The sequence below is a fragment of the Rhodanobacter humi genome, assembly GCF_041107455.1.
In the GTDB taxonomy this organism is placed as follows: Bacteria; Pseudomonadota; Gammaproteobacteria; order Xanthomonadales; family Rhodanobacteraceae; genus Rhodanobacter_A.
The window spans coordinates 3,607,530-3,630,250 of sequence record NZ_JBGBPY010000001.1; the positions used below are offsets into that span (position 1 = coordinate 3,607,530).

The 22,721-nt window shown below is 69.4% G+C and carries 17 protein-coding genes; 12 read left to right on the forward strand and 5 right to left on the reverse strand.

Annotation, left to right across the window (positions count from 1 at the left end):
* Nucleotides 1-31: 31 nt before the first annotated feature.
* The 9 genes from AB7878_RS15950 (at nucleotide 32) to AB7878_RS15990 (ending at nucleotide 13,242) form a co-directional block, all read left to right on the forward strand.
* A complete protein-coding gene (locus AB7878_RS15950; RefSeq protein ID WP_369495306.1) occupies nucleotides 32-2,170 on the forward strand; it encodes a glucosidase family protein in 2,139 nt (712 codons plus the stop codon).
* A 131-nt stretch (nucleotides 2,171-2,301) separates the two neighbouring features.
* On the forward strand, nucleotides 2,302-4,455 hold the full coding sequence (locus AB7878_RS15955) for a S46 family peptidase (RefSeq protein WP_369495307.1): 2,154 nt from the start codon (nucleotides 2,302-2,304) through the stop codon (nucleotides 4,453-4,455).
* A gap of 109 nt (nucleotides 4,456-4,564) precedes the next feature.
* Nucleotides 4,565-6,727, forward strand: coding sequence for a S46 family peptidase (locus AB7878_RS15960; RefSeq protein ID WP_369495308.1), 2,163 nt, complete (start codon nucleotides 4,565-4,567; stop codon nucleotides 6,725-6,727).
* A 211-nt stretch (nucleotides 6,728-6,938) separates the two neighbouring features.
* Nucleotides 6,939-7,889 (forward strand): tRNA (adenosine(37)-N6)-dimethylallyltransferase MiaA, encoded by a 951-nt coding sequence (miaA, locus tag AB7878_RS15965; RefSeq protein ID WP_369495309.1) that lies wholly within the window; start codon nucleotides 6,939-6,941, stop codon nucleotides 7,887-7,889.
* A 151-nt stretch (nucleotides 7,890-8,040) separates the two neighbouring features.
* Entirely contained in the window at nucleotides 8,041-8,328 is a 288-nt protein-coding gene (gene hfq, locus AB7878_RS15970; RefSeq protein ID WP_077485463.1) for an RNA chaperone Hfq, read from the forward strand.
* A gap of 72 nt (nucleotides 8,329-8,400) precedes the next feature.
* Complete coding sequence (gene hflX / locus AB7878_RS15975) at nucleotides 8,401-9,735, forward strand: ribosome rescue GTPase HflX (protein ID WP_369495310.1); 1,335 nt, start codon at nucleotides 8,401-8,403, stop codon at nucleotides 9,733-9,735.
* Between the two features lie 141 nt (nucleotides 9,736-9,876).
* Nucleotides 9,877-10,956 (forward strand): FtsH protease activity modulator HflK, encoded by a 1,080-nt coding sequence (hflK, locus tag AB7878_RS15980; protein ID WP_369495311.1) that lies wholly within the window; start codon nucleotides 9,877-9,879, stop codon nucleotides 10,954-10,956.
* Nucleotides 10,953-11,825: a protease modulator HflC gene (gene hflC / locus AB7878_RS15985; protein ID WP_369495312.1), complete on the forward strand. Its 873-nt coding sequence runs from the start codon at nucleotides 10,953-10,955 to the stop codon at nucleotides 11,823-11,825. Before hflK ends, hflC begins: the two co-directional genes overlap by 4 nt.
* A gap of 124 nt (nucleotides 11,826-11,949) precedes the next feature.
* Complete coding sequence (locus AB7878_RS15990) at nucleotides 11,950-13,242, forward strand: adenylosuccinate synthase (RefSeq protein ID WP_369495313.1); 1,293 nt, start codon at nucleotides 11,950-11,952, stop codon at nucleotides 13,240-13,242.
* 112 nt (nucleotides 13,243-13,354) lie between these two features.
* Here the strand turns inward: AB7878_RS15990 and AB7878_RS15995 are convergent, their stop codons facing one another.
* Together AB7878_RS15995 and AB7878_RS16000 are read right to left on the reverse strand one after the other, a co-directional pair.
* Entirely contained in the window at nucleotides 13,355-14,341 is a 987-nt protein-coding gene (locus tag AB7878_RS15995) for a hypothetical protein (RefSeq protein ID WP_369495314.1), read from the reverse strand.
* Between the two features lie 100 nt (nucleotides 14,342-14,441).
* Entirely contained in the window at nucleotides 14,442-15,683 is a 1,242-nt protein-coding gene (locus AB7878_RS16000; RefSeq protein WP_369495315.1) for a S8 family serine peptidase, read from the reverse strand.
* A gap of 121 nt (nucleotides 15,684-15,804) precedes the next feature.
* On the opposite strand from AB7878_RS16000, the gene AB7878_RS16005 reads away from it, so the two are divergent.
* Together AB7878_RS16005 and AB7878_RS16010 are read left to right on the forward strand one after the other, a co-directional pair.
* Nucleotides 15,805-16,296: an RNA polymerase sigma factor gene (locus AB7878_RS16005; RefSeq protein WP_369495316.1), complete on the forward strand. Its 492-nt coding sequence runs from the start codon at nucleotides 15,805-15,807 to the stop codon at nucleotides 16,294-16,296.
* On the forward strand, nucleotides 16,293-17,036 hold the full coding sequence (locus AB7878_RS16010; protein ID WP_369495317.1) for an anti-sigma factor family protein: 744 nt from the start codon (nucleotides 16,293-16,295) through the stop codon (nucleotides 17,034-17,036). The genes AB7878_RS16005 and AB7878_RS16010 overlap by 4 nt, the downstream gene beginning before the upstream one ends.
* 207 nt (nucleotides 17,037-17,243) lie before the next feature.
* On the opposite strand, the gene AB7878_RS16015 is transcribed toward AB7878_RS16010, so the two are convergent.
* From AB7878_RS16015 to AB7878_RS16025, 3 genes are all read right to left on the reverse strand, one after another.
* A complete protein-coding gene (locus AB7878_RS16015; RefSeq protein ID WP_369495318.1) occupies nucleotides 17,244-17,462 on the reverse strand; it encodes a hypothetical protein in 219 nt (72 codons plus the stop codon).
* 62 nt (nucleotides 17,463-17,524) lie between these two features.
* On the reverse strand, nucleotides 17,525-18,295 hold the full coding sequence (locus AB7878_RS16020; RefSeq protein ID WP_369495319.1) for a LytR/AlgR family response regulator transcription factor: 771 nt from the start codon (nucleotides 18,293-18,295) through the stop codon (nucleotides 17,525-17,527).
* On the reverse strand, nucleotides 18,292-19,554 hold the full coding sequence (locus tag AB7878_RS16025; protein ID WP_369495320.1) for a sensor histidine kinase: 1,263 nt from the start codon (nucleotides 19,552-19,554) through the stop codon (nucleotides 18,292-18,294). Before AB7878_RS16025 ends, AB7878_RS16020 begins: the two co-directional genes overlap by 4 nt.
* A 268-nt stretch (nucleotides 19,555-19,822) precedes the next feature.
* Between AB7878_RS16025 and AB7878_RS16030 the strand changes: the two genes are divergently transcribed.
* A complete protein-coding gene (locus tag AB7878_RS16030) occupies nucleotides 19,823-22,474 on the forward strand; it encodes a M1 family metallopeptidase (RefSeq protein WP_369495321.1) in 2,652 nt (883 codons plus the stop codon).
* Nucleotides 22,475-22,721: the final 247 nt, after the last annotated feature.

Below are 22,721 nucleotides of genomic sequence, written 5' to 3' on the forward strand. Positions count from 1 at the left end.
AGGCTCCAACGAAACCTCGCAGGGAAAGGCCATGCGCTTGCAGTCGACGGGTCTGGTACGTGGCGTGCCGCGCGGGCAAGGCATGCGCGGGCGCTGCTTCGGCGCCATGTTGCGCCGCCGATCGGCGCTGCTGCTGGCCTTGGCCTTGGCAGGGCTGGCGCCCGCCAAGGCTGCGCAGGCCCGCGATCCGGGCGCCGCGCCGCCGCTGCAGTTCCGTGTTGCCGAGGGACGCATCGAGAACGCGTTCTACCAGCAGGGCGACATCGCCGCCCACCTGCTGTTGAGCTCCGGCGACCGTCCCCGCGTGCTGGTGGCGTTTCCGGCCGGCAACAGCGGCGTGGGCGTGTGGTTCGAGCCGACCACCACCCCGGTGCGCTGGACGCTGGGCGAGGTGCGGGGGCTGCAGCGCACGGTCGATGGCCATGCCATGAACGGCATCGTGGCCGAGGCCAGCGTGAGCTCTGCCGAGCCGCTGGTGGTGAAGGACGCGGTATTGAGCAGCATCCGCGTGCTGCGCGACTACCAGCTCGAGCAGGTCTATCCGGAGCAGGTGGCCGCCGCGCCGCAGCAGGCCGATCGCTCGGTGCGCTGGCAGCGCCGGCGGCTGGACGGCGCGCCGGGTTACGAACTGGCGCTGAGCACCAACAACGGCCGTTTCCAGCGCGACCACGGCCACCTCGTGCTGCGTCCGGACCATCCCGGCGAAGCGCTGCATCTGCGCATCGAGGCTTCCACGGGCGAACCGCCGCTCACCCCGTTCGCCCACCTGTTCAACGACCGCGTGCAGAACGACACGCGCAGCCAGGAAGTGCTGCGCTTCCTCAGCTACCGGCAGAAGTTCCTCGCCGGTTCCTGGCGCTTCGACACCTATTTCGGCCGCGACACGCTGATGTCGCTGCGCCTGCTGATGCCGGTGCTGCAACCCGCCGCCGTGGACGCCGGCATCGCCTCGGTGCTCGTGCGGCTTGCGCCCGACGGCGAGGTGGCGCACGAGGAGGGCATCGGCGAGTTCGCGGTGCTGGATCATCTGGAGAAGGAAGGCAAGCGCTCCGACCGGCCGGTCTACGACTACCAGATGATCGACGGCAACTACATGCTGGCGCCGGTCGCCGCGGCCTGGCTGCTGGACGATGCGCGCGGCCGCGCCGGTGCGCAGGCCTTCCTCGCCGAAGGCAAGCCGGGGCAGCGGCAGGGCGACGCGCTGGTGCGCAACCTGCTGTACGTCACCGCCAGCAGCGAGGCCTTCGTGCGCCAGCCGGTGTATGCCAACCTGATCGGACTCAAGCCCGGCAGCCAGGTGGGGCAGTGGCGCGACAGCAATGCCGGCATCGGCGGCGGGCGCTACCCCTACGACGTCAACGTGGTGTGGGTGCCGGCGGCCCTGCGCGCCATCGGCCGCTTCCTCGACGCCGGCCTGCTGGACGCCTACACCACCCCGGCCCAGCGTGCGCGCCTGCGCGCCGACGCCGCCCATGCCGACGCGTGGGAACGCCGTGCCGCGGCGATGTTCGTCGTGCGCCTTGACCGTGCGCAGGCAACGGCACAGGTGCGCGCCTATGCGGCACAGGTCGGCGTGCCTGCCGCCGCCGCGCTGGCCTCCTTGCCGGATGGGGGGCTGCAATTCCCCGCCATCTCGCTGGACGCGCAGGGGCGCCCGGTGCCGATCCTGCATTCCGACGAGGGCTTCGACCTGTTGTTCGGCCAGCCGGACCCGACAACGCTGGATCGCTACATCGACGACATGCTGCGGCCGTTTCCCGCCGGCCTGATGACCGGCGTGGGCATGGTCGTGGCCAACCCCGCCTTTGCGGACCGCGATGCGTGGCCCATGTTCGGCAGCAACGCCTATCACGGCACCGTGGTGTGGTCGTGGCAGCAGGCCCTGCTGGCGGCAGGCCTGCGTCGCCAGCAGGCCCGCACCGACCTGCCGGAAGCCACGCGCACGCGGCTGACCAAGGCGCAGGCCACGCTGTGGCAGGGCATCTGCGCCACCCGGTCGATGCGCGACTCGGAGCTGTGGTCGTGGACGTATTCCGGTGACCGTTACCACGTCGAGCCGTTCGGTGCGGCCGGCGCCCACGAGGACGAGGCCAACGCCGCGCAGCTGTGGAGCACGGTGTACCTCGCGATTCCCTCGCCGGCTGCGGACATCGCGCCGGCCTGTCACTGACGGATGCTGCAAGGCGGCATGGCAACGCGGCACCCCGCCATGCCGCTCGCCTGTCGCGTGGCGACGGCTTGCCGTCGCGGCCGCCACGTCCTATGGTCGCAAGTTTCTACGAACACTTGCGGGTAAGACGAATGCGCTTGAAGACGATGGGCCTGGCGATCGCCATGCTGCTGGCCCCGGCCGCCCAGGCCGACGAAGGCATGTGGATGCCGTCGCAGTTGCCGGATATCACCGAGCAGCTGCGCAAGGCCGGCTTCCGGGGCAAGCCCGCCGAGCTGGCCGACCTCACCAAGGCACCGCTGAACGCGGTGGTCAAGGTGGGCGGCGCCACCGGCGCCTTCGTCAGCGACCAGGGCCTGGTGCTCACCAACCACCACGTGGCCTTCGGGGTAATCCAGTACAACAGCAACGCGCAGCGTGACCTGATCCGCGACGGCTACGTCGCCGCCGATCGCAGCGAGGAACTGCCGGCCAACCCCGACTTCCGCCTGCTGGTGACCACCGGCTTCGACAAGGTCACCGACAAGGTGCTGGCCGACGCGCATGGCAAGACCGGTCGCGCCTACTACGACGCGGTGGACGCGGCGGGCAAGGCGCTGGTGGCGGAATGCGAGCGCGCCGGTGGCGTGCGCTGCAGCGTGGTCACGATGTTTTACGGCCGCGACTTCTACCTGGTGAAGCAACTGGAGCTGCGCGACGTGCGCCTGGTCTACGCACCGCCGCGCGCGATCGGCAACTACGGCGACGAGGTGGACAACTTCGTGTGGCCGCGCCACGCCGGCGACTTCACCGTGCTGCGCGCCTACGTCGGTCCCGACGGCAAGCCGGCGGACTACGCGAAGGAGAATCGCCCGTACGTGCCGCCCGCGCACCTGCAGGTGGCCCGCGACGGCGTCAACGAGGGCGATTACGTGATGCTGGCCGGCTATCCAGGTATCACCTACCGTCACCGCAGCGCCGCCGAGTTCGCCGACCAGGTCGAGTGGCGCCTGCCCACGGCGGTGGCGACGATGAAGGCGCTGCAGGACGTGATCGAGGACGCCGGCAAGGCGGATGCGCAGGCGAAGATCCGCTACGCCTCGCAATTGCAGTCGCTGAAGAACGGCATCAAGCGCTTCAGCGGCGAACTGGAAGGGCTGCAGCGCAGCGACGCGGTGAGCGTTCGCCGCAAGGACGAGGCCGCCATGCTGGCCTGGCTGGGCAAGCAGCCCGACGCGCGGACGCTGCGCCCGCGGATCGATGCCGCGATGGCCGAGATCGCCGCCGGCAATGTGGGCCGCGAGCGCGACCTGCTGCTGGGCCTGCTGCAGTCGCAGACCCAGCTGCTGCGCTCGGCGCTGCGCCTGCAGCGCCTGGCGCACGAGCGCGGCAAGCCCGATGCCGAACGCGAGAGCGGCTACCAGCAGCGCGACGAGGAACTGATCGCCGGCCAGCTGCGCCAGGTGCAGCGCCGCTACGACCCGGCGGTGGAGAAGCGCCTGCTGACCACGCTGCTGACGCGCTACCAGCAATTGCCCGCCGCGCAGCATCTGCCCGAGTTCGACGCCGCGTTCGGCCGCACCCCGGCCGAGCTGATGGGTACGCTGGATCGCGTCTACGCCGCCACGAAACTGGGCGAAGAGGCTCAGCGCCTGCAAGGGCTCAAGGCCGCGCCGACGGAACTCGCCGTCAGCGACGATGCGCTGCTGAAACTGGCTGCGAAACTGCAGCCGGCGCTGCTGCGCCTCGACGACGAGCGCAAGGCGCGCGAGGGCGAGCTGCTGCGCCTGCGCCCGGCCTACATGCAGGCGCTGATCGCCTACCGCGAGCAGCAGGGCCGCGCGGTCTATCCGGATGCGAACTCCACCCTGCGCGTGAGCTACGGCAAGGTCACGCCACTCAAGGCACGCGACGCGGTGAGCTACGCGCCGTTGACCAGCACCGCGGGCATCGTGGAGAAGAACACCGGCACGGAGCCGTTCGACGCGCCGAAGCCGCTGCTCGACGCGATCGCCAAGGGCGACTACGCGGGCTACCTTGATCCGAAGTCCGGCACGATGCCGGTGGACTTCCTCAGCAACCTCGACACCACCGGCGGCAACTCCGGCTCGCCGGTGCTGAACGCGAAGGGCGAGCTGGTGGGGCTCAACTTCGACAGCAACTGGGAGGCGGTCAGCGCCAGCTGGATGTTCGACCCGCGCTACAAGCGCGCGATCCATGTCGACCTGCGCTACATGCGCTGGCTGATGGACAAGGTCTATCCGGCGCACTGGCTGCTGGCCGAACTGGGCACGCCCGCGCGCTGAGCACTCAACCATGACTTGCGGCATATGCCGCGCCGGCCCGGCTCGGGCATAACTCGAAAGTTCTTGCGCCGCGGTTTCGGCCGCGGCGGTTTTCCTCTGGAGGTTTATCGTGCGTCGTCTCCTGCTTGCCGCGGCCGTGTCCCTCGGCCTGATCTCGTCCGCCCACGCCGTCGAAGGCATGTGGCAGCCCGCCCAGCTTCCGGGCATCGCCGCCACGCTGAAGCAGCACGGCTTGAAGCTAGCCCCGAATACGCTGGCCGACCTCACCGCCTATCCGCTGGGCGCGATCGTGAGTCTGGGCGGCTGCACCGCCTCCTTCGTCTCGCCCGAGGGCCTGACGGTGAGCAACCACCACTGCGTCTACGGCGCGCTGCAGCTGAACTCCACGCCGGAGAACAACCTGATCGACAAGGGCTTCCTCGCCAAGACCAAAGCGGAAGAGCTCTCCGCCGGCCCGTCCGCGCGCATCTTCGTCACCGAGGAAATCCGCGACGTCACCAAGGACATCAACGCCAAGCTCAACGACAAGATGAGCGGCGCCGAACGCTACAAGGCGATTGAGCAGGCGATCAAGCAGCAGGTGAAGGACTGCGAGAGCGAGGGCTACCGCTGCGACGTCTACACCTTCCACGGTGGCTACAGCTACCAGCTCATCAAACAGCTGGAGATCAAGGACGTGCGCCTGGTCTACGCGCCGCCGCAGTCCATCGGCAAGTTCGGCGGCGACGTGGACAACTGGATGTGGCCGCGCCACACCGGCGACTTCGGCTACTTCCGCGCCTATGTGTCGAAGGACGGCAAGTCCGCCGCTTTCTCGAAGGACAACGTGCCGTATCGCCCGAAACACGTGCTCAAGGTCAACGCCAAGGGCGTGGAGGCGGGCGACTACGTGATGGTCACCGGCTACCCGGGCCGCACCAACCGCTACCGCCTCGCGGGTGAGGTGCAGAGTGCGATCGATTACACCTATCCCACCCAGATCGGCATCTACCAGGACACGCTGGACATCATCAACACCGCCGGCAAGGCCGATCCCAAGGTGGCGGTGAAGTACGCCAGCATGGTCGCCGGCCTCAACAACTACCTGAAGAACTTCGGCGGCCAGCTCGAAGGCCTGCGTCGTGCCGACGCGGTGGAAGTGAAGCGCGCGCAGGAAGCGCAGCTGGAAGCCTGGCTGAAGCAGCAGGGCGGCACGGAGAACACTGCGCTGGCCGCGGACATCGGCAAGCTGCGCGCGGCGATCGCCGCCGAGCGCGACAACCGTGACCGCAACCTCGCGCTGGGCCTGGTCGAGCGCTCGTCGCTGTTCAGCACCGCGGTGCGCCTGGTGCATCTGGCGAAGGAGCGGCCCAAGGCTGATCTCGAGCGTGACGCCGGCTACCAGCAGCGCGACTGGGTGCGCATCGAAGGCGGCCTGAAGCAGCTGGACCGCCGTTACGACGCGGGCGTGGACCAGCAGCTGATGGTCTACGGCCTCACGCGCTATGTGGCCTTGCCGCAGGCGCAGCGCCTGTCGGCGCTGGACGCCTGGCTGGGCGGCGCGAAGACGCCCGAGCAGCTCAAGGCCAAGGTTGCCGCACTGTATGCGGGGAGCCAGCTCGGCAAGGTCGACCAGCGCATGAAGTGGTTCGCGGCCGACAGCCAGGCCATCGCCGCCAGCAACGACAGCATGCTCAAGCTCGCCAATGCAGTGCAGCCGGAATTGCAGAAGCTGGAGGATGCGCAGGATGCCCGCGCCGGCGAGATGAGCAAGCTGCGCCCGCGCTACATGCAGGCGATGATCGCGTGGAAGGAATCGCAGGGCCTGCCGGTGTACCCGGATGCGAACTCCTCGCTGCGCGTCACCTTCGGCAACGTGCAGGGCGTGGCGCCGCGCGACGGCGTGAGCTACGCGCCGTTCACCACCGCGCAAGGCATCGTGGAGAAGGCCACCGGCGTCGAGCCGTTCGACGCGCCGAAGGCCGAACTCGCCACGATCAAGGCCAAGGCCTTCGGCGGCTACGCCTCGCCCAAGCTGGGCACGCTGCCGGTGAACTTCCTCGCCGACCTCGACATCACCGGCGGCAACTCCGGTTCGCCGGCGCTGGACGCAAACGGCCAGTTGGTCGGCCTCGCCTTCGACGGCAACTGGGAGTCGGTCAGCGGCGACTGGCTGTTCAACCCGCAGCTCAACCGTTCGATCCAGGTGGACGTGCGCTACATGCTGTGGGTGATGCACCAGCTCGACCACGCCGACAACCTGCTCAAGGAAATGGGCGTGCCGGCGAAGTAAGCCGCACCACGCGCGATGCGAAGGGCCGCCTCCGGGCGGCCCTTCGTTTTTCGGCGCACGGTTCTATCCACAGCAGATGTGGATACCTGCTGGACAAGCATGTGGACAAGTCCGTTTCGCTCCGTCGCGACAAGCACTTGGCACGGATTGCCGAAGTTTTGCGCAGCTGCGCTGGGTTACCCTTGCGCATCCGTTTTCCCTGCCGTGACGCATGAGCCTCGACCGCCGCCCGCTCGCGATCTTCCTGATGGGCCCCACGGCCTCGGGCAAGACCGCGCTCGCCTGCGAGCTGGCGGATCGTTTCCCGGTGGAACTGGTCAGCGTGGATTCGGCGCTGGTCTATCGCGGCCTGGACATCGGCGCGGCGAAGCCCGACGCAGCCACGTTGGCGCGCCATCCGCATGCGCTGATCGACATCCGCGATCCGGTACGGCCGTACTCCGCGGCGGAGTTCCGCGACGGCGCGCTGGCGGCGATGCGCGCGATCACGGCGCGGGGCAGGGTGCCGTTGCTGGTGGGCGGCACGGGGCTGTATTTCCGGGCGTTGCAGCGCGGCCTGTCCGAGCTGCCGGAGGCCGATCCGGCGCTCCGCGCCCGACTGACCAACGAGGCCGCGTGCATCGGCTGGCCGGCCATGCACGCGCGGCTGGCACGGCTCGATCCCGCGGCCGCCGCACGCATCGGCCCGAACGACGCCCAGCGCCTGCAGCGCGCGCTGGAGGTGATAGCCCTCAGCGGGCGGCCGCTGTCGGAACTGCAGCGCGGCGGTCGCGGCGAAGCGTTCCCGTGGCGCGTGCTGAAGCTGGCGTTGCTGCCCGCCGACCGTGCGCCGCTGCATGCGCGCATCGCCGAGCGCTTCGACGCGATGCTGGCGGCGGGCTTCCTCGACGAGCTGCGCACGCTGCGCGCCCGCGGCGACCTGCACGCCGACCTGCCGGCAATCCGCGCGGTGGGCTACCGGCAAGGCTGGGAGCATCTGGATGGGCAATCGGACGCTGCCGGCTTCCGCGAGCGCGCGATCTTCGCCACCCGCCAGCTGGCCAAGCGGCAGATCACCTGGCTGCGCGCCGAGCTGGACGCGCGGGTGTTCGATCCGGAGCGGGCACCGCCGCTGACGCGGGCAGGCGAGGCCGTGCGACTGTTCCTCGGCACGCCGGCATGAGTGGCCGTGGCGAGGCCTCGTTTTCGTGCGCCGATTCCCCAAAAAACCGCTTCCTTCAAGCCCTTGAACCCGGTTAACATCGATGCTGTTGGGCCGGGGCGCCGCAGGCGTTTTTTCCCCGGCCGGTTCGCCGCTCAGGGGAGAACAAGAAATGTCCAAGGGACAATCGCTGCAGGATCCTTTTCTGAACGCCTTGCGCCGCGAGCGCGTTCCGGTGGCCATCTACCTGGTCAACGGCATCAAGCTGCAGGGCACGGTCGAATCGTTCGACCAGTTCGTGGTGCTGCTGCGCAACCAGGTCAGCCAGATGGTCTACAAGCACGCCATCTCCACCGTGGTGCCCAGCCGCAACGTGCGCCTCGGCAATGGCCACGAGGGTCACGACGGCCACGAGGGGCATGCCGATGCCGCCCCGGCCGCCGACGCACCGGATGCTTGATTGATCGCCGGTCGGCCCACATGAAGACGGAATCCCTCCGGTTCCGTCCACGCACAGAGGCCGTCGTCCCACGTGTTTGATCGTCAGAAGAAAGGCGAGCGCGCCGTCCTCGTGCTCCCGCATGCCCGCGGTGGCGGCGACGCCGAGCGTCGCGCCGCCGAATTCGCCGAACTGGTGAAATCCGCCGGCGCCGAGATCCTGGGCAGCGTCACCGCCCGGGTCGAGGCGCCGAACCCGCGCTATTACATCGGCAGCGGCAAGGCCGACGAACTGGCCGAGATGGTGCGCGCGCTGGACGCCGACCTGGTGCTGGTCGACCACCTGCTCAGCCCGGTGCAGGAGCGCAACCTCGAAAAGCACCTCAGTGCGCGCGTGGTCGACCGCGCCGGCCTGATCCTGGACATCTTCGCCCAGCGCGCCCGCTCGCACGAAGGCAAGCTGGAAGTGGAGCTGGCCCAGCTCAAGCACCTGGCCACGCGACTGGTGCGCGGCTGGACCCATCTGGACGCCCAGCGCGGCGGTGCGATCGGCAACCGCGGCCCCGGCGAAACCCAGCTGGAAACCGACCGCCGCCTGCTCGCCGAGCGGGTGAAGCAGCTCACCAAGCGTCTGGAGAAAGTGCAGACCCAGCGCGGCCAGCAGCGCCGTGCGCGCCTGCGCAACACGGTGCCGCGGGTGGCGCTGGTGGGCTATACCAACGCCGGCAAGTCCACCTTGTTCAACACGCTCACCGCCGGCGCCGTGTATGCCGCCGACCAGCTGTTCGCCACGCTCGATCCCACCGTGCGCCGGCTCGACGACCTCGCCTGCGGCCCGGCGGTGATCGCCGACACCGTGGGCTTCATCCGCGAGCTGCCGCACGACCTCGTCGCGGCGTTCCGCGGCACCCTGGCCGAGGCGCGCGACGCCGACCTGCTGCTGCACGTCAGCGATGCCGCCGACGAGGAGCGCGAGCCGCTGCGCCGCGTGGTCGACCAGGTGCTGGAGGAGATCGGCGCCGGCGACGTGCCGCAGCTGCGGGTGTTCAACAAGATAGATTTGATGGAAGGTGAAGCCGGGATGCAGCCGCGCATCGACCGCGATGCCGAGGGCAGGCCGCAGGCGGTGTGGCTGTCGGCCGCCACCGGTGCGGGCATCGAGCTGCTGCGCCAGGCGCTGGGCGAGTTGCTCGGTGGCGAGCGGGTGCAGTCCGAGTTGCGCCTGCCGCTGACGGCCGGGCGGCTGCATGCGCGGCTTAAGGCGGTGGGTGCGATCGCCGGCGAGCAGGTGGACGAGCACGGCTGGCGTCTACGCATCGACGCGCCGCGCAGCGTGATCGCGCCGCTCAACGGCGGCAGCGCGGCGGAAACCGAGTTGCTGCGTGCGCTGCTGGTCGCTCCAGCCCCGGATTCCGCCACGCTCTGCTAGAATCCCAATCGTTTGCGCGGCCGAAAAATCTTCGGCGCCACCTCGACAGGCAGCCCGGTCACGCCTCATGCGATTTCTGTTCAACCTGATGTGTTCCGGCGCGGTTTGCCGGCCTCCCCAGCGGCCCGAAGGAGACTGACATTGGCCTGGAATGAACCCGGTGGCGGGCAGAAAGACCCCTGGAACCGGCAGCGCCCGAACAGCAACAAGTTCTCGGCGGATCAGCTGCTGAAGAACCTCGGCGATCACCTGGGCCGGCTGGGCCGCGGCCCCGGCGGCATCCTCACCGCGATCATCGTGCTGGTCGTGGTGGGCCTGCTGATGAGCAGCTACACCATCATCGACGCTCGCCAGGTCGGCGTGGTGCTGCGCTTCGGCGAGTACTCGCGCACGCTGCCGCCGGGCTTCCACCTCAAGCTGCCGCGCCCGATCGAGGCGGTGGACAAGGTCGAGGCCACGCGCATCCGCTCGGTCAACGACCGCGTGTCCATGCTGACCCGCGACGAGAACATCATCACCGTCGATTTCACCGTGCAGTACCAGGTGGACGATGCCCGCAAGTACCTGTTCTCGGTGAACGACCCGGACGGCAGCGTCAGCGCGGCGGCCGAGGCGGCCGTGCGTTCTGTGATCGGTTCCAGCGACATGGACCAGATCCTTTCCGCCGCCGGCGCCAACCTGGTGACCGAGGCGCAGCAGGCGCTGCAGAAGACGCTGGACAGCTATCACAGCGGCCTGCGCGTCACCGAGGTGAGCTTCCAGAACGTGGCGCCGCCGGCCGAGGTGAAGGACGCCTTCGACGACGTCAACAATGCGCGCGAGGACAAGCAGAGCATCGAGAACGCCGCGCAGGCCTATGCCAGCAAGGTGGTGCCGGTGGCGCGCGGCGACGCGGCGCGCATCGCCGCCGAGGCTTCCGGCTACCAGGCCGAGCGCATCGCCCGTGCACAGGGCGACGCCGCCCGCTTCGATCTGCTGCTGAAGGAATACAAGGCTGCGCCCGCGGTGACCCGCAAGCGGTTGTGGCTGGAAACGATGGAACAGGTGATGGCCGACAACCCGAAGGTGATCGACGGCTCCGGCGGCCGCAACATCATCAACCTGCCGGCCGGTGAAAAGGCGCGCGATGCCGTCGACACCGGCGGCAAGGCCGCCGCGGCGACCTCGGCTTCGGCCGGCTCCGGCAGCGATGCGGCCGCAGCCAAGGGAGGCCAGCCATGAAGAGGATCGTCGCGATCATCGCCGTCGTGCTGCTGGCCCTGCTCGGCCTCAACAGCATGTTCGTGGTCAGCGAGGGGCAGAGCGCGCTGCTGCTGCAGTTCGGCCGCATCATGCGTACCGACTACGCGCCGGGCCTGCACTTCAAGCTGCCGGTGGTCCAGCAGGTGCTGCATTTCGACAAGCGCATCCTGTCGCTGGACGCGCAGCCGGAGCGCTACTTCACCTCCGAGAAGAAGAGCGTCAACGTCGACTTCTACGTGAAGTGGCGGATCGCCGACAACGCGGCCTACTACCGCGCCACCGGCGGCGACCAGCTGCAGGCGGAGCAGCGGCTCACCCCGATCATCAAGGACGCGCTGCGCTTCGAGTTCAACGCGCGCACGCTGCAGGACCTGATCTCGGGCGGCCGCAAGGACATCACCGAGCGGGTGCGCCAGCAGACCGACGCCTCGGCGCAGAAGAACCTCGGCATCGCCGTGGTCGACGTGCGCATCAAGCGCATCGACCTGCCGGACGAGGTCAGCGAATCGGTGTACAAGCGCATGCGCGCCGAACGCCTGCAGCTGGCCAACGAACTGCGCTACACCGGCCAGGAAGCGGCGGAGAAGATCAAGGCCGATGCCGACCGCCAGGGCCAGGTGCTGCGCGCCGACGCCGAGCGCGACGCCGCCAAGGTGCGCGGCGAGGGCGACGCGCAGGCCGCGGCGATCTACGCGCAGGCCTACAGCCAGGACCCGGAATTCTTCGCGTTCTACCGCAGCCTCGCCGCCTACAAGAAGTCGTTCGACGACGGCAACGGCGTGCTGATCCTGAAGCCCGACTCGGAATTCCTGCGCTACTTCGGGAGCCCGGAGCCGGCCAAGCATTGAGCGCCGCGTCGCCGGGATGGCGACATGGCGCGTGCGGCACCGGATGAGTTCACGGCAGCCAGGCGCCGACACGGTTATCTTTTCGCGCCCCTGTGAGGGCGCTTCAAACTTGAGCGAGAACATCATGGGCAAGTCAGTAGTCATCCTCGGCGCGCAGTGGGGCGACGAAGGTAAGGGCAAGATCGTCGACCTGCTGACCGAACGGGTCAGCGCGGTGGCGCGCTTCCAGGGCGGCCACAATGCCGGCCATACCCTGGTCATCAAGGGCAAGAAGACCGTGCTGCACCTGATTCCCTCGGGCATCCTGCGCGACGACGCGCTGTGCCTGATCGGCAACGGCGTGGTGCTCTCGCCCGAAGCGCTGATCAAGGAAGTCGCCGAGCTGGAGGCGAACGGTGTCGACGTGCGTTCGCGCGTCAAGATCAGCCCGGCGACGCCGCTGATCATGCCGTACCACATCGCGGTGGACAAAGCGCGCGAGGCCGCCGCCGGCAAGAGCGCGATCGGCACCACCGGCCGCGGCATCGGCCCGGCCTACGAGGACAAGGTGGCGCGCCGCTCGATCCGCGTGGCCGACCTGATGTACCCGCACGAGCTGCCCGCGCTGCTGAAGACCGCGGTGGACTACCACAACTTCATCCTCACCCAGTGGCTGAAGGCCGAGCCGGTGGACTACGACACCGTGCTGAAGGACGCGCTGGCCTGGGGCGAATACATCCGCCCGCTGGTGGACGACGTCGCCACCATCCTGCACGACGTGCGCAAGGACGGCGGCAACATCCTGTACGAAGGCGCGCAGGGCGCGCTGCTCGACATCGACCACGGCACCTACCCCTACGTCACCTCGTCCAACACCACGGTGGGCGGCGCATTGGCCGGCACCGGCGTGGGCGCGCACGACATCGACTACGTGCTGGGCATCTGCAAGGCCTACGCGACCCGCGTGGGCGGCGGCCCGTTCCCCACCGAGCTGCACGACGAGATGGGCGAGCGGTTGCGCAAGGTCGGCAACGAGTTCGGCGCCAGCACCGGCCGTCCGCGCCGCTGCGGCTGGATCGACCTGGTGGCGCTGAAGCGTGCGGTGCAGATCAACGGCATCAACGGCCTGGCCATCACCAAGCTCGACGTGCTCGATGGCCTGGAGACGATCAAGGTCTGCATCGCCTACGAATACCGCGGCAAGCGCCGCGAGCTGGCGCCGCTGGACGCGGACGGCTGGGACGAGTGCAAGCCGGTGTACCTGGAGTTCCCCGGCTGGCAGGAATCCACCGCCGGCATCCGCGACTGGAACAAGCTGCCCGCCGCCGCCCGCGCCTACCTGCGTGCGGTGGAGGAACTCTCCGGCTGCAGGCTCGCCATCGTCGCCACCGGCGCCGATCGCGACGACACCATCGTGCTGGACGATCCGTTCGCCTGAGCACCGATCGCCGCTCGCTGCACACACGAAAGCCCCGCCATGCGGGGCTTTCTGTTGCCGTGGTCACCCGGCCATCCGTGGCCGGGCCGAGAGGTTGAGAAACCGCAAACCCTCAGTGCTGCTGCGCGTCCGCATTGGCGCTGCCGCCGGCCTGCGCCGAGGCGGAGAGGCCGCCATTGGCCGAGCCCTGGGCACCGGCCTGACCGCTGGCGGCCGCAGACCCCTGCGCGCCCGACATCGAACCGGCACCGGCCTGCGTGCTGCCGTTGCCGGCAGCCGCGCCCGATGCATGGGCCGAACGGTTGTCGGCGCTGCTCATGGGCTTGGACGTCTGTGACGACGGAGCGGACTGGTTGCCCGACGCCTGGCCCGACGATTGGCTCGCCGTGCTCGAGTCGACCAAACCCGCAGGCGAGGAAGCGTTGCCGGCGCCATTCGTCGCGAGCGCGCCGGCGCCTTGGGCCGAGGACACGCCATTACCGATGGTTTGTCCGGCCGCGCCCTCGGCGTTTGCCGCTGCATTGCCGGCTGCGTTGCGCGCGCCGTTCAACGCGCCGCGGGCACTGCTTGCGGCCGACGAAGCCGCGGAACGCGCCTGGCCCACGGCTTGGCCAGCCGCGCCCGTTGCCGCATCGCGCATCCCGGAACCGTCGATGCCACCGGTCGCGGCGGCGCCCAGGTTGGCCGCGGCGTTCGCCGCGGTCTGGCCGGCATGGTTGGCGTTCGCAGCGCCGGCGAGGCTGGCGACGCCGTTCGCGCTCGCCTGGCTATTCGACGGAAGGGCTGCCTGCGTCGCGGTTTGCGTCGCGGTTTGCGTCACGGCATGCGTCGTCGCAGCGGCGTTCGACGCGGCACGCTGGCGCAGGCGTTCGGCCCGGCGTTCGGCGGCGCGGCGATTGATGTCGGGCAGGTCGAGGGCGCCCATGCCGCGCGCGGAGCCGCCGATCTGGCCACCCAGTTGCCCGGTCATGGCGGGAACCTGGCCGCCCAGCCTGCCGGCGAGGCCGCCACTGCCCAGGACCTGGGCGTGCGTCGGCGTGATCGCGGCCAAGGCCAGGCTGCCGGCGAGCAGGGTGAGGTTGAGTGTCGTGTTGCGCATGGAAGGACCTCCTGCCGGCGGCGAATCCGCGGCTTGCAGGGTCCATTACGCGTGGGCCTGGGCGATCCTTCCGCGACGCGCGGGCGCGGTTGGAAAACGTTCAGTTTCCCGGCGACAGCAGGCCGTGGCCGCAGCGCGGGCCGAGCGCATGCGCCTCGCCGATCAGGGATTGCAGCACCCGGGCCGCGGCGTCCGGACGGGGCGCAGCCAGCAGGCGATCGGCCAGGCGCGCCACGATCGGCGCGGCGAACGAGGTGCCGCGCAGCATCGCGCGGCCGTGGCCGATCACGCCGGACGCGCAGAACGCCACCTGCGCGCCGCTGGCCGCCTCGGGCAGCACGCGGTCGTGCGCGTCGACGCCGCTGACGCCGATCACGCCGGGGTAGGCCGCGGGGAAGAGCGGCGGCGCCGCGGGTCCGTCGTTGCCGACCGCGGCGACCAGCACGTGGCCGCGCGCGATCATCGCCTGCACCGCGCGCGCGAGCACCGGGTTGTCGGGCCCGACCAGACTGATGTTGATCACCGGCACGCCTGCGCCGGCCATCCACGCGAGCGCGTCGACGAGGCCGGAGGTGGTGCCGCCGACCGCGTCGCCGCACCACAGGTCGGCGGCGTACAAGGTGTCCGGATCGCCGGCGACGAGGCGCGCGGCGACCGCCGTGCCGTGTCGCGACGGGTTGGGTTTCGTGCAGCCGTAGCGTTCGATGTGCGCTTGCGCCAGCGCGGGATCGCTCGGGTCGACGCCGCCGTCGACCAGTCCGATGCGGTGCGCTGTTGCGGTGGATGACGGCGTGGCGGGCGTGCTGGTTGTGCCTGCATCGCCGCCGCCTGCCGGCAGGTAGAGGTGCTGGTAGGCGAAGGTCGCCGCCGGTGCGGCCTGCTGCAGCGCGCGCAGTGCCGCCGCCGTGCCGCGGCCGCGGGTGTCGTGCAGGACTGCGAAGTCCAATCCCAGCGTCGTGTCCGCCGCGGTCGCGGGCGCCACCTCGAATCCCAGCGCGCGCACCGCGTCGAGCGACGCTCCCGTCAGGCCGGTGACGAGGAATTCGCCGCGCAGGATCGGCGCGCCCCGCGGATCGACGTCGACGCGGCGCGGCTCGCTGCGCAGCAGGTTGCGGATCTGCAGCTTGCGGCTGAGGGTTTGCGTCTGCTGCAGCAGGTCGTCGACGCCGCGCAGGTTCGTCGCGGGCACGCTGAGGGGCAGCGGCGTGGCGGGAAGCGGCAGGCTGCTGGGCAGGCGCTGCAGCGGGCCGAGCACCTGCGCCTGCGCCGGTGCGGCGCGGCCTAGCGACAGCAGCACGAGCAGCATCGGCACGAACAGGGTGGAAACGCGTAGCGGTGGCATCGCCATGCACCTCGGGGACGATGGGGCCAGATGCTAGCATTGCCTCGCTTTATTCCCCCGAACCGCGCCGTCGCGCGCGAGGGAAGGAATCCGCCCCGCCAGACGTAATGGAAGGTGATGCGTGCATTCGAGCGATGCCGTGCGCGAAGGTCTGATCCCGTTGCTGCCGCGCCTGCGCCGTCTCGCGCGGGCGTTGGCCGGGCAGGTCGCCGATGCCGACGACTTGGTGCAAATCGTGTTGGAACGCGCGCTCGCCCGATCCGCGCAGTGGCGGCCGGACGCCGCGCTGGACAAGTGGGTGTTCGCGATTGCGCGCAACGCCTGGCGGGACGAGTTGCGCGCGCGCGGCCGGGCACAGCATGTGTTCGCGCCGGAGGAAGCCGGCGAGGCGGTGGCCGATGGCAGCGAAGCGCGGCGCACGCAGCAGATGGAACTGGCGCAGGCGCTGGCGATGTTGCCGCCGGACCATCGCGAAGTGGTGGCGCTGGTGCTGGTTGAAGGCCTGTCCTACGACGAGGCCGCCGCCTTGTTGGAGGTGCCGGTGGGCACCGTCACCAGTCGCCTGGCCCGTGCCCGTGCCAGCTTGCAGGCCCATCTTGGGAACGATGCATGAATCCGATCGACGACGACACCTTGCAGGCTTACGTGGACGGCGAACTCGACGCCGCGGCGCGTGCGCGCGTCGATGCCGCACTGGCGCAGGACGAGGCACTGGCCCGCCGCGTACGGCAGTTGCAGGCCCTGAATGCGCGACTCCGGGCCGCGTTCGATCCGGTGCTGGACGAACCGGTGCCTGAGCATCTGTCCGCGCTGTTGCAGCCGCGGTCCGCGCCGGCGGCGACGGTCGTGCCATTCGATGCACGCGGCACGGCCGCCGTCCGTCGCCATGCGATGCGCAGCCGGTGGTTGCCGGGGGCCGCGCTTGCGGCATCGCTGGCCATGCTTGCCGCCGGCCTGTGGTGGTGGCAATCCGGCAGCGCCCTGGTGCGCACGCAGGGTGGTCAGCAATTCGCCGCGGGCACGCTGGCCCGCGCGCTCGACCACGAACTGGCGAGCGCGCCGGATGCGCGTGCACCGGTTGCGATCGGTCTGAGTTTCCGTTCTGCCGACGGGGATATCTGCCGCACTTTCACCATCCGCATACCACCGTCGCGCGCCGGGCTTGCCTGCCATTCCGCCGCGGGCTGGGCGCTGCCCGTGCTGGGGCCTTCGGTCCTGCCCGAAGGTGGCGACTTGCGCCAAGCGGCCAGCGAGTTGCCGCCAGCGGTGCAGGCCGCGATCGATGCGCGCTTGCGCGGCAATGTTTTCGATGCGCGGCAGGAACGCACGGCGCGGGCGGCTGGCTGGCGCTGAAGTCGCCGCGCATCGCGGTGCACCGGTGATCCAGGGGTGCAGTGCATCGGCGCCTAGGTGCGTGCCGCGAGGTGCTTCCATGGCGGTGATGCATCAACTTGCCGCTGGTCGACCAGCGCGCCATGGCTGCCGGTGCCGCGACGAGCGCGCGTCCGCCGGGAATGCAGTCGGCCATCGACCGGAAGATGGGACAGCGACGGAGCGCGCTTACCGCCCCTTCGCGAGAACGGCCGCGCGCATGCAGCGATCGAACGCGACGTTGCGCAAGCCGACGCCAGTGCTGTCCACGGCATAGGCGGGGGCAACGGCGGCACGTACCCGGCAGTCGCGCTGGGCGTGCAGGCGCTGCACGTCGCGATCGATGAGATGGGTGGCGCAGGCGGCAAGGCAAAGGCAGGCCAGGCCGGCAATCGTCGGCTTCAGCATGATGGGTTTTCCGGAGTGGTGGGGTTCATGCGCGGCTCGTGCATGGCGAGCCGCGGGCGGGGTCACATGTTGCGGAACAGCGCCATGAAGGGCTGGCTCACGGTGAGGGTCTCGGGGCGTTGTCGGAGGCGCACGGTGCCCTTGCCGCTGTCATCGCGGACGATGGAGGCGATCGCTTTCAGGTTGACGATGGTGGAACGGTGGATCTGCTTGAACACGGCCGGGTCGAGCTGCTCCAGCAGCTCGCGGATCGGCTTGCGCAGCAGTGCTTCGCCGTCGGCGGTCATCGCCACGGTGTATTTGTGGTCGGCGCGGAAGTAGGCGACGTCGTCCACCATGATCAGCCGCGTCTCGCGGCCGGTGCCGGCGGTGATCCAGGTGAGCGGCGGCGCGTCGCCGGTCCGCCCGGTGCCTTGCGCCAGCTCGCGCAACAACAGGGCGAGGTCGCCGCGCGCGGCCTGGCCGGCGGTGGCGCGGCGCTTCAGCCGTTCGACGGTGGCGGCCAGCCGCTCGACGGCGATGGGCTTGAGCAGGTAGTCGATCGCGCCGCGCTCGAAGGCGTCGATGGCGTACTGGTCGTAGGCGGTGGTGAACACCACCTGCGTGGCGGGGCTGGCCTCGGCTGCGGCGGCGGCCACTTCCAGGCCGCTCAGGCCGGGCATGCGGATGTCGAGGAAGGCCACGTCCGGTTGCTGCGTGGCGATGGCGTCGAGCGCGTCGGCGCCGTTGTCGCAATCGGCGATCACGTCCAGTTCCGGCCACGTTGCCTGGAGCAGGCGGCGCAGCGCATCGCGCAGCAGCGGTTCGTCCTCGGCGATCACGGCGCGGCTCATGGGCGCGATTCCGTTGCGATCAGTTCAACCTGTTGCGTCGGCACGGTGAGCGTGGCGGCCACGCCTTCCGGCGCGTTGGCGACCACCGCCAGCGAGGCGCGCGGACCGTACACGAGTTGCAGGCGTTCGCGCACGTTCTTCAGGCCGATGCCGGTGCCGCCACCGGCCGCGCCGAAGCCCTGGCCGTCATCCGCCACGGTGATCGCCACGCTGTCGCCGTCCAGGCGGGCGAGGATCCACACGGTGCCGCCGCCGGGCTTGGGTTCCAGGCCGTGCTTGATCGCGTTCTCCACCAGGGTTTGCAGCATCATCGGCGGCAACGTGATGGCGCGCAGCGCGTCGGGCACGTCGATCCTCATCTCCAGCCGCGCACCCATGCGGATCTTCAGGATTTCGAGATAGGCGCGGGCGCGTTCCAGCTCCTCGCCGAGCGTGGACAGCGTTTCCTCCGCGCTGGGCAACGAGTGGCGCAGGTACTGGATGAGATGGCCCAACATGCGGTCGGCCTGCGCCGGTTCGCTGCGCGTGAGGTATTGCGCGCTGGCCAGCGTGTTGTAGAGGAAGTGCGGTTCCACCTGCGCGTGCAGCAGGTTGAGCCTGGCCTGCGCCAGTTCCTTGTCGGTGGCGGCTTGGGTGGCGGCCTGCTGTTCGCGGCGGCGGCGTTCGGCCACGCGGCGGGCGAGGGCGCGGGAGATCGCCTCGGCGTTGATCAGGTTGGTGCCGTCGTCCACGCGGAACCAGTCGGTCCAGGCACCGCTTTCCGGTTCGCATACCAGGGTGACGCTGCCGATACCGTCGCCCGGCGTCACCGTGGCGAAGATCTGGTTGCGCCGGCTACCCAGCCAGCTGAACGGGTTGAGCCAGCCGAGCACGGCGCGGCCGTAGGGATTCGGGCGGCGAACCTTGGAGCGCACCTGCAGGCTGTCGCGGGCGCTTTCGATTTCCTCGGTGTGGGGCAGTTCTCGGATCGCCGCGTCCAGCATGTCGAACGCCTCGCCGGCCTCGAACGGCAGCTCGATCTGCCGGCGCTGACGGTTGCCCAGCGTGTCCAGGTTCACGTGCCCGGCGATCAGGCGCACGCGGCGCAGGTGCGAGAACGCGCCGGTGATCACCAGCGCCAGCACCACGATGACGATGATCTCCGGCAGCGGATCCATGCCATGGAACGGGCCGCTGCTGAAGATCAGGGTCAGCACCAAGGCCAACATCAGCAGCCAGGCGATGGCCAGCCTCGCCACGAAGAAAAAGCCCTTGATCACGGTGATGCCCCCGCTGCTGGATCGATGGAGGCGAGCATAGCTGCCGCCCCGGCGGCTTTCGCCGGCCATGCGATGAAGACTGGCCTGGCGGGCGCAAAGCGGGCAAAACGCGACGTGAAGCCTCGGCGGCGCATCCGGCTCGGCCATGACTTCCGGCTGTTCCTGCCCGCCGTCGCTGGCGCGACGATGCGCGACACCCGTTTTTCCGTTTCCGTGTGCGGCGCCGCATGGCGCCGCACCCCATGCATGACCATCAGGAGAGGCTCTCATGCGCAAGTCCCTGGTTTCCGCGATCGCGCTGGCGCTCGCCGTGTCCGCCGGCAGCGTGCTGGCGTTACCGGCGCAGCCGGCGGCGGCCGCGTCGTCGCTGGCCCCCACCCAGCTGCCGCGTGGCGTTCGGCCCGTGCACTACGCCGTCGGCATCACGCCGCATGCGGACAAGCTGAGCTTCGACGGCCAGGTGACCGTGGATATCCAGGTGGAGCAGCCCACCCGCAGCATCACGCTGAACGCCGAGGGCATGACGTTCTCCTCGGTGAAGCTGACGCCGGCCTCGGGCAAGCAGGGTGAAGCCGCCAAGGTGAGCGTGGACGAGAAGACGCAGACCGCCACCTTCAGTTTCGCCCAGCCGATCGCGCCGGGCAGCTACAAGCTTGCGATGGACTACACCGGCAAGATCGGCACCCAGGCCAACGGCCTGTTCGCGATCGATTACCCCAGCACTTCCGGCCAGAAGCGCGCGCTGTTCACCCAGTTCGAGAACTCCGACGCGCGCCGCTTCATCCCCTCGTGGGACGAGCCGAACTACAAGGCCACGTTCGACCTCAGCGTCACCGTGCCCGCCGACGAGATGGCGGTGAGCAACATGCCGGTGGCCAGCAGGACCGCGGCGGGCAACGGCTTGGAGAAGGTCACGTTCCAGACCACGCCGAAGATGTCCACCTACCTGCTGTTCTTCGGCCTGGGCGATTTCGACCGTGCCACCACCATGTCCGACGGCACCGAGATCGGCGTGGTGATGCAGAAGGGCAAGGCCGCGCAGGCGAAGTTCGCGCTGGATTCGGCCAAGGCGATCCTGCACGACTACAACGAGTATTTCGGCATCAAGTACCCGCTGCCCAAGCTGGACAACATCGCCGCGCCGGGCAGCAGCCAGTTCTTCTCGGCGATGGAGAACTGGGGCGCGATCTTCACCTTCGAGTACGCGATGCTGCTCGATCCGGCGTACTCCACCCAGGGCGACAAGCAGAACGTGTTCTCCACCGAGGCGCACGAGATGGCGCACCAGTGGTTCGGCGACCTGGTGACCATGCGCTGGTGGGACAACCTGTGGTTGAACGAGGGCTTCGCCTCGTGGATGGAGGCGCGCGAGACCGAGAAACAGCATCCGGAATGGAACACCGCACTGGGCGCCGTGCGCGTGCGCGAGGGCGCGATGTCCGCCGATGCGGTGGCGTCGACCCATCCCATCGTGCAGCAGATCGCCACGGTGGAGCAGGCCAGCCAGGCCTTCGACACCATCACCTATTCCAAGGGTGAGGCGGTGATCCGCATGCTGGAGGCCTACGTCGGCCCCGAGGCCTGGCGCCAAGGCGTGCACGATTACCTCAAGGCCCATGCCTACGGCAACGCGGTGTCCGACGATCTGTGGCACGCGATGGACGGCGTGGCCGGCGGCAAGCCGATCACCCAGGTGGCGCACGACTTCACCCTGCAGCCGGGCGTGCCGCTGATCAACGTGGGCGCCGCCGTGTGCAGCAACGGCGAGACCACGGTGAAGCTCACCCAGGGCGAGTTCACCAAGGATCGCCCGCACAAGCAGCCGTTGCGCTGGCATGTGCCGGTGAGCGCCGAGGTCGTGGGCCATCCCGCCACCAGCACCCTGGTCGACGGCAGCGCCACTATCAAGCTGCAGGGTTGCGGCCCGGTGCTGGTGAACGCGGGGCAGAGCGGCTACTACCGCACGCTGTATGCGCCCGCCCAGCTCGCCGCGCTCAAGCAGGGCTTCGACAAACTCGCGCCGATCGACCAGCTCGGCCTGATGAGCGACGCCTGGGCGGAGGGCATGGTGGGCCTGCAGCCGGTGTCGGATTTCCTCGACATGGCCAAGGCCACGCCGGCGAACGCGAATCCCGAGATCTGGTCCGAAGTGGCCGGCAGCCTCACTGCGCTGGACAGCTACTACCGCGGCGACAAGGCGCGGCAGGCCAGCTTCCGCAAGTACGCGGTGGCACAGCTCAAGCCGGTGTTCGCGCGCGTGGGCTGGGCGCCGAAGCCGGACGAGAGCACCTCCACCACCTTGCTGCGCACGCAGCTCATCAGCGCGCTGGCCGAACTGGGCGACAAGGATCTTCTCAGCGAGGTGCGCCGCCGCTACGCCGCGCAGGCCACCGATCCCAAGGCCGTGCCGCCGGCGCTGCGCAAGATCATCTACGCCATCGTGGCGCAGCATGCGGACGCGGCCACCTGGGACAAGCTGCATGCCGAGGCCAAGGCCGAGAAGTCGCCGATGATCAAGGACCGCCTGTACGCCTTGCTCGCCATCGCCGAGGACAAGGCACTGGCCCAGCGCGCGCTGGATCTCGCGCTCACCGACGAGCCGGGCGCCACCAACGGCGCGGGCATGATCGGCGCCGTGTCCTGGCATCACCCGGAACTGGCCTGGAACTTCGCGATGGCGCACCGCGCCCAGGTCGACAAGCTGGTCGACTCCACCTCGCGCAGCCAGTTCTATCCGCGCCTGGGCGGCAGCTCGTTCGACCCGGCGATGATCGAGAAGATCAAGGCCTACGAGGCGAGCCTGCCGGCCTCCTCGCGCCGTCCCGCGCAAGCCGCCATCGCGAACATCCAGTACCGCCAGATGATCCGCAAGGATCGCCTGCCGGCGGTGGATGCTTGGCTGGCGAAGCACGGCGGTTGATTCCTGCTGCTGACGACACGATAAGGCCCCGCATGCGGGGCCTTGTTTTTTCTGTTCCTTGGGGTAACAGATTCCGGTATCGCCTGACTGGACTTCCAGCGGTCGTTGATGACTCAGTCTGAAAATGCTTGCCACCGCGCTGGTGTCGATCAGCCATCGGACGCTGAAGAATTTGCGTGTTCGCTTTCGGCCATTTGAGACAGTCGCCACTTCTACCCTGTCGCCCCAATGCTGTCCTTCGAGGCTT

What these genes read in the sequence shown, in the direction of transcription:
- AB7878_RS15955 (WP_369495307.1), top strand. Translation starts at nt 2,302, where the DNA reads ATGCGCTTGAAGACGATGGGCCTGGCGATCGCCATGCTGCTGGCCCCG.
- AB7878_RS16000 (WP_369495315.1), bottom strand. Translation starts at nt 15,683, where the DNA reads ATGCCACCGCTACGCGTTTCCACCCTGTTCGTGCCGATGCTGCTCGTG.
- AB7878_RS15950 (WP_369495306.1), top strand. Translation starts at nt 32, where the DNA reads ATGCGCTTGCAGTCGACGGGTCTGGTACGTGGCGTGCCGCGCGGGCAA.
- miaA (WP_369495309.1), top strand. Translation starts at nt 6,939, where the DNA reads ATGAGCCTCGACCGCCGCCCGCTCGCGATCTTCCTGATGGGCCCCACG.
- AB7878_RS16010 (WP_369495317.1), top strand. Translation starts at nt 16,293, where the DNA reads ATGAATCCGATCGACGACGACACCTTGCAGGCTTACGTGGACGGCGAA.
- AB7878_RS15995 (WP_369495314.1), bottom strand. Translation starts at nt 14,341, where the DNA reads ATGCGCAACACGACACTCAACCTCACCCTGCTCGCCGGCAGCCTGGCC.
- hflC (WP_369495312.1), top strand. Translation starts at nt 10,953, where the DNA reads ATGAAGAGGATCGTCGCGATCATCGCCGTCGTGCTGCTGGCCCTGCTC.
- AB7878_RS15990 (WP_369495313.1), top strand. Translation starts at nt 11,950, where the DNA reads ATGGGCAAGTCAGTAGTCATCCTCGGCGCGCAGTGGGGCGACGAAGGT.
- AB7878_RS16020 (WP_369495319.1), bottom strand. Translation starts at nt 18,295, where the DNA reads ATGAGCCGCGCCGTGATCGCCGAGGACGAACCGCTGCTGCGCGATGCG.
- hfq (WP_077485463.1), top strand. Translation starts at nt 8,041, where the DNA reads ATGTCCAAGGGACAATCGCTGCAGGATCCTTTTCTGAACGCCTTGCGC.
- AB7878_RS16030 (WP_369495321.1), top strand. Translation starts at nt 19,823, where the DNA reads ATGCGCAAGTCCCTGGTTTCCGCGATCGCGCTGGCGCTCGCCGTGTCC.
- AB7878_RS16015 (WP_369495318.1), bottom strand. Translation starts at nt 17,462, where the DNA reads ATGCTGAAGCCGACGATTGCCGGCCTGGCCTGCCTTTGCCTTGCCGCC.